Origin of the sequence: Chitinophaga sp. (assembly GCF_035761305.1) — a bacterium.
GTDB lineage: Bacteria > Bacteroidota > Bacteroidia > Chitinophagales > Chitinophagaceae > Chitinophaga.
This window is the reverse complement of the sequence record NZ_DASTRI010000141.1, coordinates 41,378-57,773: the sequence shown is the minus strand read 5'-3', so window position 1 is coordinate 57,773 and position 16,396 is coordinate 41,378. Positions and strand designations below refer to the sequence as shown.

Here is a 16,396-nt window from a genome sequence, read left to right as displayed (position 1 = left end):
GCAATCGCCTTTATACCGGCAGCAATACCAGCTGTACCAGGCTGCTCTTAAAGAGCAGCTGGCCACTGTAAATAAGCTGAAGGCCGATATGGCGATGTATGAAAAGCTGTTTGCCGAAAAGGTGATCGCCAAAAAGGAGTTTGCCGACCGGCAATATGAATATATAAAAAGCCAGGCCGCCTACCAGTCAACCATACAACAGCAGCGCAGCGCCTGGCAGGAGGCGCTGAGCCACCTGCGGGAAGAGAGCAGCCGCCTGCATGCAGATACGCGGCAGCTGCAGCAGGAAAAGGAATGGAACATTATTAAAGCGCCTGTAAGCGGCACCCTGCAGCAGTTCACGGGCGTGTACGCAGGCGGTTATATACAGGCCGGAGAGCTGCTGGGTATTATTTCCCCGGATTCTAACCTGGTGGCGGAATGCTACATCAGCCCCAAAGATATTGGCTATCTCAAAACCGGTATGCCGGTCAGGTTCCAGGTAGATGCGTTTAACTATAATGAGTGGGGGCTTGCAGAAGGGAAGGTTTTATCAATTGATAATGATTTTACGCTGGTGGAGAACCAGCCTGTATTTAAAGTAAAGTGCAGCTTCGCCGGTACAGAGCTGCATACCCGTAACGGCGTAAAGGGCCGCCTTAAAAAGGGAATGACTTTCCAGGCACGGTTTATCCTTACCAAACGCAGCCTGTTTCAGCTGCTGTATGATAAGGCTGACGACTGGATAAATCCTGCCCGCAGCGCTACTTAGCCATATAACCATATAACCATTAATCATGACAAATGATGCCAGATTAAAACGTAATGCCCGTGTAAAACAGCGCGACATCAGTGACTGCGGCGCAGCCTGCCTGGCATCAGCTGCCGCTTATTATCGTTTACAGCTGCCTGTAGCCCGCATCCGGCAATATGCCAGTACCGGCCGTAACGGCACCAATGTGCTGGGACTTATAGCGGCGGCGCAAAAACTTGGCTTCCAGGCCAAAGGAGTAAAAGGCCCGCCGGAGGCGCTGGTCAATATTCCCAAACCTGCCATTGCTCATGTGATAATAAACGGCATACTGCAGCATTTTGTAGTGGTGTACCGCGTAACAGCCAAACACGTGGTAATAATGGACCCTGCTGACGGCCTGTATCATCATCTTACGCATGATGAATTTAAAAAGATCTGGACCCATGTGCTGGTGCTGCTGATGCCGGACGACGGATTTAAAGCCGGTAATGAAAAAGCATCGCACCTGCAACGTTTCTGGTACCTGCTGCGCCCCCACCGTTCGGTACTTGCACAGTCACTGTTTGGCGCCCTGGTGTACACATTGCTGGGCCTGTCCACCGCTGTTTACGTACAAAAAATAGTAGATAATGTACTGGTAGAGGGTAACCGCAACCTGCTGAACCTGCTGGGAGTTATTATGCTGGCCATACTGCTGCTGCAGCTGTTTATAGGTAACCTTAAAAGTGTTTTTGCCATTAAAACCGGCCAGCAGCTGGATGCGCAGCTCATACTGGGCTATTACAAACATTTATTAAAACTGCCGCAGCAGTTTTTTGATAGCATGCGGGTAGGGGAGATTACCTCCCGCATCAGCGATGCGGTTAAAATACGTGTATTCATTAACGATGTAGCGCTAACGCTGGTAGTGAACGTTTTTATTGTCATCTTTTCCTTTGTCCTGATGTTCACCTACTACTGGAAGCTGGCCCTCATTATGCTGGCTATTATACCGGTGTACCTGCTTATTTACCAGCTGGGCAACCGTATCAATAAAAAGCTGCAGCGCAGGCTGATGGAGGATAACGCGGAGTTGGAGAGCCAGCTGGTGGAGTCGCTGAATGCTGTTGCCACCATTAAACGCTTTGGGCTGGAAGAATTTGCCAACATGAGAACGGAGCACCGGTTTATACGCCTGCTGAAAACCATTTACCGCTCGGCCATCAGCAACCTGTATATAGGCAGCTCCGCTACATTTGTAACCAGCTTTTTTATAGTGGCCTTATTATGGACCGGTTCCGTGTTTGTGATCAACCGCGAGCTGAGCCCCGGAGAGCTGCTGTCGTTTTACGCACTGGTGGGTTATTTCACCGGGCCGGCCATCGGCCTTATAACGGCCAATAAAAGTATGCAGGACGCCCTTATTGCCGCCGACCGCCTGTTTGAGATCATGGACCTTGAACATGAGGAGGCCGGGCAAAAGATAGCGCTGCTGCCGGACATGATCGGTAATATTGTGTTTAGTAACGTTACTTTCAGCTACGGCAGCCAGGCGCCCGTGTTCCGGGACTTTAACCTGGAGCTGCAAAAAGGCCGTATCACTGCTATTGTTGGAGAAAGCGGGTCCGGCAAATCAACCCTCATGTCGCTGCTGCAGCATATTTATCCCCTAAAAGAAGGCACTATCGCCATCGGGCATACCGATATTCGTTATATACAGCATGAGAGCCTGCGCCGGCTGGTAAGCGTGGTGCCGCAGCAAATAAACCTGTTTGCCGGCTCCATTACCGCTAACATAGCTGTGGGCGAATTTGCGCCGGATATGCAGCTGGTGCTGCGTGTTGCACAGCAGCTTGGTATTCTTGAATTTATTGAGAAACTGCCGGAAGGCTTTAACACCCTGCTGGGCGAACATGGTTTGAACCTTTCCGGCGGGCAGCGCCAGCGTATTGCTATTGCACGCGCCCTTTACCGTTGCCCCGAAATACTGATCTTAGACGAAGCTACCTCCTCTCTTGACCCTGTTTCCGACCTGTATGTGCAAAACGCCATGCAGGAGCTGCGCGACGCGGGTAAAACCGTAATCGTGATTGCGCACCGCCTGAGCACTGTTGTTAACGCCGACCAGATCGTGGTGCTGCAGGATGGCGTACTGGCAGAAACAGGTACCCATAAACAGCTGCTGGCCCGTAACCGGGTATATGCCAAATTGTGGAGCCACCACCAGGGCATGCTGTAGCGCTGATACGGAAACTTTGCCTTGTAATTACCTACTCCAGTGCCTGCGCGTACTGCAGCTACAATTTTGTTGCTGAAACTATTGTATTGCCGCACCTGGCGGCATACTTAAATCAGTATTTATTGCAAAGAGCGAAAAAAAAAACGGGGTGTTCGCATTTTGTGAACTTTTTTTAATAAATTTGTAAAAGAGGAAAGCATGAAAGTGCATTTAATTAAGCTGCAAACAATTGAAAAGTATGCAAAAGCGCATGCAGGCAGCAGAAGCGCCTTTGAGTTATGGATTACAAAGGTAAAATTTGCAGATTGGGATATTCCCGAAGATATGCTGCATACCTTTGGCACCGCAGATCTTTTAGGAAATGGCAGCCGGCGGGTGGTTTTTAATATTGGAGGTAACCATCACCGTATGATATGCCAATATGCATTTGGCGCATCGCAGGTACACCTGTTTGTATGCTGGATAGGTACACACGCCGCTTATACAGCGTTATGCGACAGCAGCAAACAATATATTATTAGTGATTATTAAAAACAGGGTTATGGAAAAGCTAAAGTACAAAGTAATAAAGTCCGAAAAACAGTATGATGAATACTGTAATATACTGGCAAATTTAGTAGCGGCCCCAAATATTACCCAGGGGCTTACCGATGAAATAGAGCTGCTTACCTTATTAATAGAAACCTGGGATCAATCACACAGCAGCTTTAAAGATGCCAATCCCATTGAGGTATTGCAATCCCTCATGGAAGAAAATAACATAAAAGCTACCGAGCTGGCAGCTATGCTGGGTATCAGTAAAAGCCTGGTATCAGATATGCTGCATTACCGGCGGGGCCTTTCCAAAGAAAACATCCGCAAGCTTGCAGAAAGGTTCAAGGTATCACAAGAGCTGTTTAACAGGCCCTACAAACTGGTATCTCCGCTAAATACGCAGCTGCAAAAAGCCCCGGTAACAGATACTGCCAAAAAGCTGAAGGCGGTACGTTAATTGCCGCCTTTTTTATTGCCCTTCCAGCATCTTTTTCACTACATCCATTGCATTTACCAGCGCTGCTTCCACCGTGCCCATAAGCGCTCCTTCATATAACCCTTCACCGGCAAAAAATAAAGTATTGGCAACAGGCGTGGTTAATACGGGCAATGCTGTTTTGGTATGTATAGTAGGATAAGAGTAGGAACCGCGGGTGTACGGATCATTGGTCCAGTTGACGATGTGCGGTTTCACCAGTAAAGCCTGCAGCTCATTTACCGGCCGGTTGAAAATGTTTGACAGCGATGTAATGGCCATTTGCAGTATGGTTTCCTGCGGCGCATCTTTTAATGCCCTGGCCGGCGGCCCGCCCAGCCACCCGGTGAGCAGGGTGGATTTTTCGGGATATTGTGTCCACCAGGTAGGCACTGCTTCCTGTGAAAAGATCAGCGTAATATCCTGCCCGCTTTTGCCATGAATAGTTTGATGTTCCCAGAAGGCATTGCTGAACTGCAGCAGTATTTTAATAATACCACCCATGCCCATTTGCTGTATGGCTGCCTGCTGCGCAGGTAATGGCGGAAAATACTGCAGGCTGCCCGGTGCAGGCGGTACTGCCTGCAATACGCCCAGTGGTACGGTTATTAACGCCTGCCGCGCGGTATACTGCCGCCCCGCAGCAGTGGTTACTTTTACCGTATGTGGCTGCCAGTGTATATGCTGCGCTACGGCTGATAATTCAATACTGCCGCCGCTGTTGGTAATACCGGTTGCCAGGAACGCAGTAAGCCGGTCGTACCCGCCGCTGATGCGGTACTGGGGCGCCTCATGTTCCGATAGCCATTCCTCCCGCATAGCCAGCATGCTGGCATCTGCAGGGTTGGCGGTATCATAACCGGAGGCGTAGCGTATTACGGTATCTCTCAGGTCGGCATATTCTGCTGCTGAAAAATGTTGTGCTAGAAAATCCTGCAGGGACACATCTGTTTCCAGCGCTTTCAGCTGCTTCACAAAAAGCGGCCAGTGCGGAATGCTCAAATCCGCTACCGGCATCAGCTGCCCGCTCAATGATTGCAGCATGGTGCCTTCAACGGCATGAAAGGAAATACCGGCTTCCCGCAGCAGCTGTAGTGTAACCGGCAGATCGCCGTGAATAAACTCCGCGCCTGTATGCTGGTAAATGCGCCCTCCGATATGATCGCGGGCTTCCAGCAGCAGCACCTTTTTTCCCGCTTTTGTTAATTCCCTGCCTGCCATTAAACCGGCAGCACCTGCGCCAATAATGATTACATCTGCCTGTGCCATAAGTTATCAGTCTACTGCTTCCCGCTTTTTTTTATGATAATACTTTTTAGATTTTTCTATGCTGCCACAGCTCAGGGGATTGCACCAACGCCGCTTGTTGTTTTTGGTATGATCCAGGAATATCCAACCGCAGATACTACATTCCTTAATGCGCGCATGATCTTCCTGTGTAAGCACATCATAGGCCGATTTCATTACCACCCACAGGGGCGCCAGCAGATCGGCCGCATCGTGCTGCCAGCCCTGCTCTACCTGCGTGCCTTTTACAGTAACGCAAAGGTGTGATAATGCGGCAGATAGCATTGCGTTAAATTGCTGCAGCTGCTCATCCTTCAGCTGTTGCGGAGTGCCGGCTGCAATGGCGGAAAAAAAGCAGTACAGCAGCTTCCGCACCTGTTTTGTTTTTTGCAGGGCTTTAACAGCTGCTTCGGGATGCCTGGCTGCATGCTGCTGCAGGGCTTTACGGTTTTTGGCGGTAAGTATGTTCACCTTGCTGCACCATTGCAGCAGGGTAGGGTAGCTGTTTAAATACTCATGCAGATGACCTTCCCGCCAGGTATTAACGGTATTGATGAAATGGAAGCAGAGGGCGCCTCCATCTAAAGGCAGGGTATCAATATTTCTCTCTTTGCTCATAAAATACCGGCGGAAAGGTACGTTATTTTTACCAGTAAAAAAGCTTTTGATGGTAGTAGATAATTGCCTAGATTTATACCGGTAAAATCTATTTTACTGGTAAAATGCTACTGGCCGGTTTACCGGCAGTAGCGGTACTGCGGCATTCAAACATTAACCGTCCGGAATATGAGATCGCAAAATTCACCACGATGGCTGGTTATCCTGGCATTTATGGCCATTTACATTGTATGGGGCACCACGTACCTGGCCATTGTGTACGGAATAAAGGGTTTTCCGCCTTTTGTACTAACAGCTTTGAGGTGTGTTATTGCCGGCATTATACTGTTGGTGTGGTGCCTGGCGCGCGGCGAAAAATTACCCAATGCCGCCACGCTTAAAAATACATCGGTAAGCGGTATTTTAATGCTGGTAGGCGGTACCGGCCTGGTTACCTGGGCAGAGCAGTATGTGAATTCCGGCTATGCAGCCATTATTATGGCTACCGAACCTTTTTTCTTCCTGCTGATGGACCGCAAAGAATGGGGCATCTACTTTTCCAATAAATGGGTGCTGAGCGGGTTAGTTACCGGCTTTACCGGCATTGTGCTGTTCTTTCATTATACCCAGGCGGCGCCGCAGGAAGCAAAAGATCCGGGCATGCTGCTGACGGGTAACCTGGTGCTGCTGCTGGGGGCTATCCTGTGGGTGATAGGTTCCCTGTATGCAAAATATAAATTGGACCACAGCCATTCCAATACCCTGACAACCGGCCTGCAGCTGTTGGCTGCAGGCCTTTTTAGCGCGCTTACCGCGCTGTTTACAGGCGAATGGGCTGACTTTAATATAAGTGCGGCATCGCCGGCCGCCTGGGGCGGATTGCTGTACCTGATCACAATGGGATCGCTGGTGGCATATATGGCTTTTACCTGGCTTATTACCATACGGCCGCCGGCGCTGGTAAGCACGCATACGTATGTAAACCCGGTGGTGGCAGTCGTGATAGGATGGGCCTTTGCCAATGAGCAGATCACTTTACTGCAAATTATGTCGCTGCTGGTAATACTGGTAGGAGTGCTGTTTACCAATGTGCCTAATTACAGGTTGGTAAAGGCAAATAAGCAAATGACCGTAAACTAAAAAAGCGGGTGTATCATAAATGATATACCCGCTTTTTTCAGAAGAAGTTTTGTTCACTATTCCATAGCAATATCTTCTTAACCGTTAAAGCTTACTGCTTCATAGTGGTATCTTTCTTGGCTTTTTCCTTCCATTTTTTCTCATGTTTTTTACCAGTGGTATCTGCTGCCTGAGTGGTAGTAGTATCACGGATTACTGCGGTATCACGACGGATAGTTGCGGTATCTTTTGCAATAGCAGCAGTGTCTTTTACAAAAGCAGCAGTATCAGCGCGCATTGCAGCGGTGTCTTTTACAAAAAAGGAAGTGTCTTTCCGGGCCATAGAGGCGGTGTCTGTTACAAAACTGGCAGTATCTTTAAAGAATGCAGTGTCAGGCGCAGCAAAGGCAGCGGTGTCTTTAATAAAGGCAGCAGTGTCGTTTGTAAAAGCTGCGGTATCTGCGGCAAAAGCTGTATCTACCTTAAAGGTAGCTGTGTCGGCAACTGCTGCGGTATCAATTGCAAATGCAGCAGTGTCTACTTTAAAGTTAGCAGTGTCCATCTTAAATGCTGCGGTGTCTACTGCAAAAGCTGCAGTATCTACTTTAAAGTTAGCTGTGTCAGCTATAGTAGCCGTGTCACGGGATGTGCTGTTTGCACTAACATTCTTAGCGTTTACCTGTGTAAGCATCATCGCTCCAACGCCTGCCATAAGGCCAAATTTCAAGATCTGTGTTTTCATCGTTTTTCAATTTTTATGGTTAACGAATTCCATTTTATTGTTTAGAAATTTTAAAGACGCTTCCGTTTTAAGCGTGAACCATTTCAATTGGCTACTTGCCGGAAATAAGACAAAAACCCTGCGCAAAATCAGCAAAGATTTGTTAAAAAGGCTCAATCCCTTTGATAACAGGGCATTTCAGCGGCCGGGTATTTTTTGTGTAACATTTCTTTAACGAATTGATTTTGTAGAACCCTCACCCAATCAACGTATGTATTTGTTGACTATGTCCACACGTTCCTGATCCGTGTATACCTGCGCGTAGCATGGCATTGCGCTATTATATTTGTGGTATGGAACGGCACATTCAGCTTACAGCAGACGGGTCACATACTATAGGCCTGTCCGGTACAAAGGTTACGTATCACAGCACCCATGGCGCTATACAGGAGAGCATGCATATATTTATAGCAGCGGGTTTGCGGCCGCTGCTGCACCGGCACGCATCATTATCTGTTTTTGAAATGGGCTTTGGCACCGGCCTGAATGCGCTGCTCACTTTACAGGAAGCCATTGCCAGCGGGCAGTTGGTATACTATGAAACAGTAGAGCTGTACCCGTTATCGACGCAGGAAGTGCAGGCGCTGAATTATAATATTTTGTTAAAACCCGGTACGGGACATACGCTGGAAGCCTTGCACAGTGCGGCCTGGGAACAGGTAGCGCCATTGCATCCGCAGTTTTCGCTGTTAAAAAAGCAGCAGTCGTTACCAGACTACCTGGCGGAGTCCACTACATTATTTCACCTGGTTTATTTTGATGCATTTGCACCGGAGATACAGCCGGAGCTGTGGACGCCCGCTGTGTTTGCGGAGCTGGCCGAACGCATGCATCCCGGTGGAGTGCTGCTTACTTACTGTAGTAAAGGTATGGTAAGAAGGGCCATGCAGGCAGCCGGCCTCGTAGTGGAAAAGCTGGCAGGCCCTCCGGGGAAAAGAGAGATCATAAGAGCGCATAAACCATGTTAAGCACATTTGTTTTTGCCGTAACTATTCCTATATTGAGGGATAGTATTTAGTAACGAGTATAAATTTTCAAGTAGTACTATTCAGGCGCGAATGTAAAGTGTTGCTCGTTTATGGAAACAGCTTTTTTCCCACATCCCTTATTTCCCTTGGGCGTGACAAGCAGGTAACTGTTACCCGCACCCTAGAAAAAGATTACAGCCGCAAACGCTTGCCGGCTTAGCAGCGGGCAGGGCTGTTGCTTACCTGCTTCCCAGCATTTTATTATCTACTTTTATATCATTCCAATCCGGCGGGGCCACATGCAGCAGGTGCCGCACGAAAAAATCGCGGCGCTTTTGCTCGCCGTAGTCGCCGCCGGAAGAATGGCCCATGCCCGGCACCATTACAAAATCAAAATCCTTGTTGTGCTTTATAAGGGCATTCACCAACTGCAGGGTAGAGGAGGGATCCACGTTATCGTCCATTTCGCCTAATATCAGCATTAGCTTGCCTTCCAGGTTGCCCGCATGGGTAACATTGGAGCACTCTTCATACTGCGGGCCAATGGGCCAGCCCATCCATTGCTCATTCCACCACATTTTATCCATACGGTTATCATGGCATCCGCAGGAGGCTACGGCTACCTTATAAAATTCAGGATGAAACAGCACGGCGCCGGCTGCATTTTGTCCGCCGGCAGAAGTGCCGTAAATGCCTACCCTGGTAATATCCATATAGGGATATTTGGCAGCGGCTGCTTTCATCCATAAAATACGGTCCGGGAAGCCTGCGTCCTTCAGGTTCTTCCAGCATACATCATGAAAGGCTTTGGAGCGGTTGGAGGTGCCCATACCATCTACCTGTATCACAATAAAGCCCAGCTCTGCCAGCTCCTGCATGCCACGGTAGCCGGCCTGGAAGGTTTTGGGCACAAAGGAGCTGTGCGGGCCGGCATAAATATTTTCTATTACGGGGTACTTGCGGGAGGCGTCAAAGTTGGAGGGGCGGATGATAATGCCCCATATGTCTGTTTTGCCATCGCGGCCTTTGGCTGAGAACACCTCCGGTGCGCGCCAGCCGGTTTGCAGCAGGCCGCTGATGTTGGCCTTTTCCAGCTGCATTACTACTTTGCCGTCGGCGTTGCGCAGCACGGTTACCGGCGGCACATCTACCCGGGAGTAAGTATCAATAAAATATTTATAATCGTCAGAGAATTTTGCGCTGTGCTGCGCATTTTCCGTTGTCAGGGGCTGGAGGTGCCTGCCCTCAAAGTCTGTTTTGTAATACTGCAGCAGGTAAGGGTCCTGGCCAGGCTCACGGCCGCTGCCGGCAAAAATAATGGTGCGCTCCTTTTCATCTACCTTAACAACAGATCGTACCACCCAGCTGCCTTTGGTAACAGGATGTTTTACCTGGCCGGTTTTACCGTCGTACAAATACAAATGGTTCCAGCCATCGCGTTCAGATGCCCAGATGATCTCTTTGCCATCGTTAACATCATAACGGTATTTTTTACTGCTGTAGTCAATAAAGGTGGGGCTGGTTTCGGTTATCAGCGCTCTTACCCTGCCCGTAGCGGCATCTGCTTCCAGCACGCGGTACACCTGGTGTCCGCGCTGGTTATACTCAAAGGTAAAAGCGCGGCTGTCTTTCCGCCATTCCAGGTTGCCTACGCTGTATTGCTGGCTGAACAGGGAAGCGTCCAGCGGAATATGTTTTTTACTGTCAATTAAAAACAGCTGCGGCACGCGCACAGGCAGCGCATCGCCGGGCTTCAGGTAATCGCGTGTGGTTAGCCTGGGCTGCAATTGATCTGTGGGAGAGGAGGAGATGAGGTACAGCAGGTGTTTTTTATTGGGCCGTATTTTTACGGCCGCCAGCTTTTTGCCGTCCGGCGCCCACTCAATATAGCTCGAATAAAATTCGCCGGCTGAGCCGTCGTAGCTCAGCTGAAAGGCTTCTTTTGTTGCACGGTTACGGATATATACATTATAGTTTTGTATGTAGGCCACCCAGTTACTGTCGGGCGAAGGCACCGGCGGGTTGTTTGTTTCGTCATGTGCTGCGCCCCAGTAGCGGGCAGGCGCAGCATCGTTTTTTATTTCCACTACCTGGCAGCGGTAATCCGGCAGCTGGCAGCGGCATACGGTATCGCCTATATTAAAAGTAAGGGTTTGGGCATTGTTGCCGAATGTTATCCTGCTAAAAGGCAGGTCATAGGCAGTGTAGGTACGCTGCAGCAGCGCGGTAAGGCTGCGGGCCAGCTTTTCCTGGTCAAAGGCGGGTTGTCTGGAATGCTTGTCAGCATCTACCATTATAAATTCCTTTCCGCGGGGCGTTTGCTCAAAATACCAGCAGCGGTGGGTATTATCTATCCAGTTGAAGCTGATGGGCGCATAATAGAGCTTGTTGCGGATGCGGGCGCTCCATTCATTGGCCCGGCGGTAATCTGCTGCAGTGCCCTGCGCATGTAACGGCATATAGCCGGGCAGCAATAAAAACGTAACAAGCAGCAGGCATAATGCCCTGGGGAGGTTAATATATGGCATAATTGAGGAGATTTTAATGTTCCACACTCTGGAAATAGCTGTTCATATACTCGCTGGGCGACTGCCCGGTAATGCCTTTAAATACGCGGTTAAAGTTGGTAATGCTGTTAAAGCCGCAGGTATAGGCTACAGTGGCAATGTTATCGTATTCCCCGTCTGTTAGCTTTTTACAGGCTTCATTAATGCGCACTTCATTAAGGAAAGAAACAAAGGTGTGCAGTGTATGTTTCTTAAAAAAGCGGCAGAAGGCCTGCGGCGTCATGTGCGCCTGTTTGGCAGCGTCTTCCAGCGTTATGGGCTTATCATACTGCTGCATAATAAAATTGTAAATGTTGCCAATGCGAATGCCTTCATGCTCGCTGAACATAGGCGTTTTATTGCCGGCGCTCAGCGGGGCAAGATCCGGGTAGCTGCTTAGCTGCTTTAGCAGCTCCACAAACAGCATTAGCTGGTCGGCGCCGGCGCTTTGTGCTATGCGCAGCATTTTGTTGGACACTTCTATTACGTGCTGGGAGGGCAGTTTAAAGCCCGACTGGTGCTGCTGCACAAAGTTCTTGAGCAGCTTCATTTCCGGCAGGTTAAAAAAAGAGGCCAGCTGTCCATTGGGATTAAAGAAGAACATCCAGGCCACGATCTTCTTTTTGCTCTTGGGTAAAAAATAAGAAGGTTCGCTTTTAAAGATATGCGGTTGATTGGCGCCCAGCCAGAATATTTCATTGGACCGGAAGGCGTGCATGTTATTATCAGCTACCAGCGTTCCTTCCCCCTTTTGAATCCAGGTAAGCTGCACTTCCTGGTGCCGGTGCAGGTGCGGGTAAAAGTAAGGCAGCACATCTTTCTGTACAATAATGGATTTATCCAGCGGCACGGGAATTGTGAACTGGAGCACTTTCATAATATGCGTGTTTTTTTATAATTAATAATTAAGAATGAATAATTAACAAATGAATAGGGATGTGTATTCCAGGGAGGGCACTGCCTTCTTTATTACTAATTATTAATTATTCATTCTTAATTATTATTGGATTGGCTCAATATTACAAATTTTACCCCATCCCTTTCTAAAACCGGTTAATATCAGGTAATAATTGATTATAATCAGGTTGGTTTGCATGTGACGATTGAAATACATTTGAAAAAAATTTGTGTAATATGTCTATTGAATGGAAAGGGATATTTCCTGCGATCACTACCAAGTTCACTGCTAATGATGAATTGGACCTTCCATTATTTGAACAGAACCTGAAGGCGCAGCTGAACGCCGGTATTGATGGCATTATCCTGGGCGGATCGCTGGGTGAGGCCAGCACCCTTACCAGTGCGGAAAGAGAGATACTGGTAAAATTCACGGTAGAAAAAGTAGCAGGCAGCATACCCGTGGTGCTGAACATTGCCGAAGGCGCTACTGCCGAAGCGGTAAAACTGGCGCAGCTGGCGCAAACCTGGGGCGCCAAAGGCCTGATGCTGCTGCCTCCCATGCGTTACAAAAGCGATGAGCGGGAAACAGCGGCTTTCTTCAAAAGCGTTGCTGCATCTACCGACCTGCCCATTATGATCTATAATAACCCGGTGGATTATAAAGTAAACGTTACGCCTGAAATATTTGAAGAACTCGCAGCCTGTAAGAATGTGCAGGCGGTAAAAGAGTCTACCCGCGATGTATCTAACGTAACCCGAATGATCAACCGTTTTGGCAGCCGCTATAAAATATTATGCGGGGTAGATACCCTGGCGCTGGAAGAAATGGTATTGGGCGCCACCGGCTGGGTAGGCGGCCTGGTATGCGCTTTCCCGGCAGAAACCGTGGCCATTTACCGCCTGGTAAAAGCGGGTCGCGTGGCAGAGGCGCTGGATATTTACCGGTGGTTTTTGCCCCTGCTGGAGCTGGACCTGCATCCCAAGCTGGTGCAATACATTAAGCTGGCAGAAACACGTGTTGGCATGGGCAGCGAATATGTGCGCGCGCCGCGCTTAACACTGGCAGGCAGGGAGCGCGAACAGGTTTTATCCCTGATAGATACGGCCCTGGCTAACCGCCCGGAACTGCCGGACTATCTTTCCATAAAGGCAATGGCCTATGCAAAATAGTGCAGTGAACAACAGACCATCCCCTCATGAAAGCCAAAAGTGAGTGGTGAAGGCGGAGATTTTATTAATTTCACCCTTCACTATTCACTGTAAAAAAGCACGTAACTATGATAGATGTAGACATTGTACTGCAACAGGCTGCTACAGCATTTGAATATTACAAGCAGGTACCGGCCCATGTGAGGGCGCTTTTCCTGGAAGCGATTGCCGACGAGCTGGAAGCACAGCGGGAAGTGCTGGTGCCCATAGCCCAGCAGGAAAGCAACCTGCCGCCAGCCCGTCTGAATGGCGAGCTTACGCGAACCACCAACCAGCTGAAGTTATTTGCGGGTGTAATAAAAGAAGGCAGCTGGGTAGAGGCGGTGATAGATACCGCCAATACCGCCGGTACGCCGCCCCGCGCCGATATACGCAAAATGCTGCTGCCCATAGGCCCTGTAGTGGTATTTGGCGCCAGCAACTTCCCGTTTGCTTTTTCCACTGCCGGCGGAGATACAGCCAGCGCGCTGGCTGCCGGCGCTACCGTGGTAATAAAAGGCCATCCTGCACATGCCCAAACATCGCAGCAGGTATTTGCCGCCATGCTGCGGGCCGTTAAAAAAACAAATATGCCCGAGCATACGGTACAGCATGTAGCTGTCCCGGGCAACGATATAGGAAGGCAATTAGTAATGCACCCGTTGACTACAGGTGTTGGCTTTACCGGCTCTTTCCAGGGCGGCAAGGCATTGTTCGATTATGCCAATCAAAGGGAGCGCCCCATACCGGTGTTTGCTGAAATGAGCAGCATTAACCCGGTGGTGTTTTTCCCTGACACGCTGGAGAAGAATGCAGCTGCGCTGGCGCAAACCTTCGGCGGATCGGTTACTTTGGGGATGGGGCAGTTTTGCACTAATCCGGGCCTGCTGCTGGGCATCCGCAGCAAGGCGCTGGACAATTTTGCGCAGCTGCTGGGTGAGGCCATTGCTCAATGCGCACCGCAGAAAATGTTGCACGGCGGCATTGCGCAGGCCTATGTAAAAGGCCGGCAGCAGGTGTTGGCGCAGCAGGGCGTGGCGCTGGTTAGCGAGGCTGTGACCGCGCAGGCGGAACTGGAAGCGCAACCCATGCTCACCCGCGTAACTGCCAGGGATTTCCTGGCCAATCCCCTGTTAAAGGAAGAAGTATTCGGCCCTTCATCATTGCTGGTTGTATGTGAAGATAAAGAGGAGCTGAAGAACGTATTAAAAAGTGTAAAGGGCCAGCTCACCACTACCGCCGTAGGTACGGAGGCAGATATGGCGGCCCATCCGGATATTATTGCCCTGCAAACCACGCTGGCCGGCCGCATTATACTCAATGCACCGCCTACCGGTGTGGAGGTTTGTGCAGCCATGGTGCATGGCGGCCCTTTCCCGGCCACTACCGACGCGCGTTTTACCTCTGTAGGCACCAGCGCCATTAAACGTTGGGTGCGGCCCGTATGCTTCCAGGGTTTTATGGACAGCATGCTGCCGGCCGCCCTGCAGAACGCCAATCCGCTGGGCATCTGGCGCATGGTGGATAATGCGTATACACAGTCGCCGGTAGGGTAGCAGGGCGCAAACCCAACCCAAAAGCTATGTCAACAGATCAACCAACATCTTTTAAGCGCTCTTTCGGGCTGCTGGATGCTACCATGATCGTAGCCGGTTCTATGATAGGTTCCGGTATTTTCATTGTTAGCGCGGATATTGTCCGTAATGTAAGCTCGGCAGGCTGGCTCACCGTGGTATGGGTGCTGGCTGGCGTGCTTACCCTTACAGCGGCGCTGAGCTATGGAGAGCTAAGCGCCATGTTTCCCAAAGCAGGAGGCCAGTATGTGTACCTTAAAGAAGCGTTTAACCCACTGGTAGGTTTTTTGTACGGCTGGAGCTTTTTTACCGTAATACAAACCGGCACCATAGCTGCTGTTGGCGTGGCTTTTGCCAAATTTGCCGCGTATATTTTTCCGGCGCTGAGCGAAAAGCATGTACTGCTTAACCTGGGCTTTATGCAGGTTACCGCCGCGCAGCTTACTTCTATTTTACTGGTTGTACTACTAACGTATGTGAATACACGGGGTGTAAAGGAAGGCAAGATCATTCAAACCACTTTTACGCTTACCAAAATAGCCGCCCTGTTCGGGCTGATTATTTTCGGCCTGCTGCTGGCAGCCCGAAAAGAGGTATGGGATGCTAACTGGCAAACCGGTTTTAACCTGCAGCAGCTAACGCCGGGCGGACTGGTACCCTATGCAGGCATGGCGGTTATGGGCGCCATTGCCGGCAGCATGGTGGGCACCCTTTTCAGCAGCGACTCCTGGCACAACGTAACCTTTATTGCAGCGGAGATCAAGCGGCCGGAAAGGAACATCGGCCTTAGCCTGTTCCTGGGCACTTTGCTGGTAACCATCATTTATGTATCTACCAACCTTATGTTCCTGGGCGTAATGCCGCTGCATGAGATAGCCTTTGCAGAAAGCGACCGGATAGGAGTAGCTGCCTCCGTGCACATTTTCGGGAGCGTGGGCACCTATATTATTGCGGGGCTTATTATGGTATCTACCTTTGGCTGTAACAACGGTTTAATACTGGCCGGCGCGCGGGTATACTATACCATGGCCAATGATGGCCTGTTCTTTAAACAGCTGGGCGCACTGAATAAAAATGCCGTGCCGGCAAAAGCCCTGTGGCTGCAGTGCGTATGGGCCTGCCTGCTGTGCCTTAGCGGCAGGTACAGCCAGCTGCTGGATTACGTGATATTTGTGGTGCTCATTTTTTACACGCTTACCATTATCGGTATTTTCCGGCTGCGCCGCAAGCGCCCCGGGCTGCACCGGCCTTACAGGGCGGTAGGCTACCCGGTGCTGCCGTTGTTCTATATCATAGCTGCTACTATTATTTGCCTGTCGCTGCTGGCGTATAAACCCATGTACACCTGGCCGGGACTGGGTTTGGTGCTGCTGGGCATACCGGTGTATTATGGCGTATGGGGTAAAAAACGCACCGTACCGGCAGTACAGCCACCGGAACCGGTAGCCAGTGAATTACCGTAAATAAACCATTGCT

14 protein-coding genes are annotated in these 16,396 nt (G+C 49.9%); 9 read left to right on the top strand and 5 right to left on the bottom strand.

What is annotated here, in order from left to right; genetic code table 11:
* From VFS25_RS12345 to VFS25_RS12330, 4 genes are all read left to right on the top strand, one after another.
* Positions 1-751: HlyD family secretion protein (locus VFS25_RS12345; RefSeq protein WP_326462456.1), on the top strand; the 751-nt coding region annotated here is incomplete at its 5' end.
* A 25-nt stretch (positions 752-776) separates the two neighbouring features.
* Complete coding sequence (locus VFS25_RS12340) at positions 777-2,951, top strand: peptidase domain-containing ABC transporter (RefSeq protein ID WP_326462455.1); 2,175 nt, start codon at positions 777-779, stop codon at positions 2,949-2,951.
* Between the two features lie 198 nt (positions 2,952-3,149).
* Positions 3,150-3,482: a type II toxin-antitoxin system HigB family toxin gene (locus VFS25_RS12335; protein WP_326462454.1), complete on the top strand. Its 333-nt coding sequence runs from the start codon at positions 3,150-3,152 to the stop codon at positions 3,480-3,482.
* 10 nt (positions 3,483-3,492) lie between these two features.
* Positions 3,493-3,942: a helix-turn-helix domain-containing protein gene (locus VFS25_RS12330; RefSeq protein ID WP_326462453.1), complete on the top strand. Its 450-nt coding sequence runs from the start codon at positions 3,493-3,495 to the stop codon at positions 3,940-3,942.
* A 12-nt stretch (positions 3,943-3,954) separates the two neighbouring features.
* Here the strand turns inward: VFS25_RS12330 and VFS25_RS12325 are convergent, their stop codons facing one another.
* Both VFS25_RS12325 and VFS25_RS12320 read right to left on the bottom strand, forming a co-directional pair.
* The gene (locus VFS25_RS12325) at positions 3,955-5,229 is read right to left on the bottom strand and encodes an NAD(P)/FAD-dependent oxidoreductase (protein ID WP_326462452.1); all 1,275 of its coding nucleotides are present in this window, start codon (positions 5,227-5,229) and stop codon (positions 3,955-3,957) included.
* A gap of 6 nt (positions 5,230-5,235) precedes the next feature.
* Positions 5,236-5,865 carry a CGNR zinc finger domain-containing protein gene (locus VFS25_RS12320; protein WP_326462451.1) on the bottom strand — a complete coding sequence of 210 codons (630 nt, stop codon included), beginning with the start codon at positions 5,863-5,865 and terminating at the stop codon, positions 5,236-5,238.
* Positions 5,866-6,033: 168 nt separating this feature from the next.
* Between VFS25_RS12320 and VFS25_RS12315 the strand changes: the two genes are divergently transcribed.
* A complete protein-coding gene (locus VFS25_RS12315; protein ID WP_326462450.1) occupies positions 6,034-6,984 on the top strand; it encodes an EamA family transporter in 951 nt (316 codons plus the stop codon).
* A gap of 91 nt (positions 6,985-7,075) precedes the next feature.
* Here the strand turns inward: VFS25_RS12315 and VFS25_RS12310 are convergent, their stop codons facing one another.
* On the bottom strand, positions 7,076-7,705 hold the full coding sequence (locus VFS25_RS12310) for a hypothetical protein (RefSeq protein WP_326462449.1): 630 nt from the start codon (positions 7,703-7,705) through the stop codon (positions 7,076-7,078).
* Between the two features lie 332 nt (positions 7,706-8,037).
* On the opposite strand from VFS25_RS12310, the gene mnmD reads away from it, so the two are divergent.
* Positions 8,038-8,712 (top strand): tRNA (5-methylaminomethyl-2-thiouridine)(34)-methyltransferase MnmD, encoded by a 675-nt coding sequence (gene mnmD, locus VFS25_RS12305; RefSeq protein WP_326462448.1) that lies wholly within the window; start codon positions 8,038-8,040, stop codon positions 8,710-8,712.
* A gap of 239 nt (positions 8,713-8,951) precedes the next feature.
* Here mnmD and VFS25_RS12300 read toward each other — a convergent pair whose 3' ends face one another.
* On the bottom strand, positions 8,952-11,240 hold the full coding sequence (locus VFS25_RS12300) for a S9 family peptidase (RefSeq protein WP_326462447.1): 2,289 nt from the start codon (positions 11,238-11,240) through the stop codon (positions 8,952-8,954).
* A gap of 13 nt (positions 11,241-11,253) precedes the next feature.
* Positions 11,254-12,135 (bottom strand): AraC family transcriptional regulator, encoded by an 882-nt coding sequence (locus tag VFS25_RS12295; protein WP_326462446.1) that lies wholly within the window; start codon positions 12,133-12,135, stop codon positions 11,254-11,256.
* A 257-nt stretch (positions 12,136-12,392) separates the two neighbouring features.
* Here VFS25_RS12295 and VFS25_RS12290 point away from each other — a divergent pair, with 257 nt between their 5' ends.
* The 3 genes from VFS25_RS12290 (at position 12,393) to VFS25_RS12280 (ending at position 16,383) form a co-directional block, all read left to right on the top strand.
* Complete coding sequence (locus tag VFS25_RS12290) at positions 12,393-13,328, top strand: dihydrodipicolinate synthase family protein (RefSeq protein WP_326462445.1); 936 nt, start codon at positions 12,393-12,395, stop codon at positions 13,326-13,328.
* Between the two features lie 107 nt (positions 13,329-13,435).
* Positions 13,436-14,902: an aldehyde dehydrogenase (NADP(+)) gene (locus VFS25_RS12285; RefSeq protein WP_326462444.1), complete on the top strand. Its 1,467-nt coding sequence runs from the start codon at positions 13,436-13,438 to the stop codon at positions 14,900-14,902.
* A 26-nt stretch (positions 14,903-14,928) separates the two neighbouring features.
* A complete protein-coding gene (locus VFS25_RS12280; protein WP_326462443.1) occupies positions 14,929-16,383 on the top strand; it encodes an APC family permease in 1,455 nt (484 codons plus the stop codon).
* The last annotated feature ends 13 nt before the right edge of the window (positions 16,384-16,396 follow it).

What these genes read in the sequence shown, in the direction of transcription:
- VFS25_RS12340 (WP_326462455.1), top strand. Translation starts at nt 777, where the DNA reads ATGACAAATGATGCCAGATTAAAACGTAATGCCCGTGTAAAACAGCGC.
- VFS25_RS12335 (WP_326462454.1), top strand. Translation starts at nt 3,150, where the DNA reads ATGAAAGTGCATTTAATTAAGCTGCAAACAATTGAAAAGTATGCAAAA.
- VFS25_RS12330 (WP_326462453.1), top strand. Translation starts at nt 3,493, where the DNA reads ATGGAAAAGCTAAAGTACAAAGTAATAAAGTCCGAAAAACAGTATGAT.
- VFS25_RS12325 (WP_326462452.1), bottom strand. Translation starts at nt 5,229, where the DNA reads ATGGCACAGGCAGATGTAATCATTATTGGCGCAGGTGCTGCCGGTTTA.
- VFS25_RS12320 (WP_326462451.1), bottom strand. Translation starts at nt 5,865, where the DNA reads ATGAGCAAAGAGAGAAATATTGATACCCTGCCTTTAGATGGAGGCGCC.
- VFS25_RS12315 (WP_326462450.1), top strand. Translation starts at nt 6,034, where the DNA reads ATGAGATCGCAAAATTCACCACGATGGCTGGTTATCCTGGCATTTATG.
- VFS25_RS12310 (WP_326462449.1), bottom strand. Translation starts at nt 7,705, where the DNA reads ATGAAAACACAGATCTTGAAATTTGGCCTTATGGCAGGCGTTGGAGCG.
- mnmD (WP_326462448.1), top strand. Translation starts at nt 8,038, where the DNA reads ATGGAACGGCACATTCAGCTTACAGCAGACGGGTCACATACTATAGGC.
- VFS25_RS12300 (WP_326462447.1), bottom strand. Translation starts at nt 11,240, where the DNA reads ATGCCATATATTAACCTCCCCAGGGCATTATGCCTGCTGCTTGTTACG.
- VFS25_RS12295 (WP_326462446.1), bottom strand. Translation starts at nt 12,135, where the DNA reads ATGAAAGTGCTCCAGTTCACAATTCCCGTGCCGCTGGATAAATCCATT.
- VFS25_RS12290 (WP_326462445.1), top strand. Translation starts at nt 12,393, where the DNA reads ATGTCTATTGAATGGAAAGGGATATTTCCTGCGATCACTACCAAGTTC.
- VFS25_RS12285 (WP_326462444.1), top strand. Translation starts at nt 13,436, where the DNA reads ATGATAGATGTAGACATTGTACTGCAACAGGCTGCTACAGCATTTGAA.
- VFS25_RS12280 (WP_326462443.1), top strand. Translation starts at nt 14,929, where the DNA reads ATGTCAACAGATCAACCAACATCTTTTAAGCGCTCTTTCGGGCTGCTG.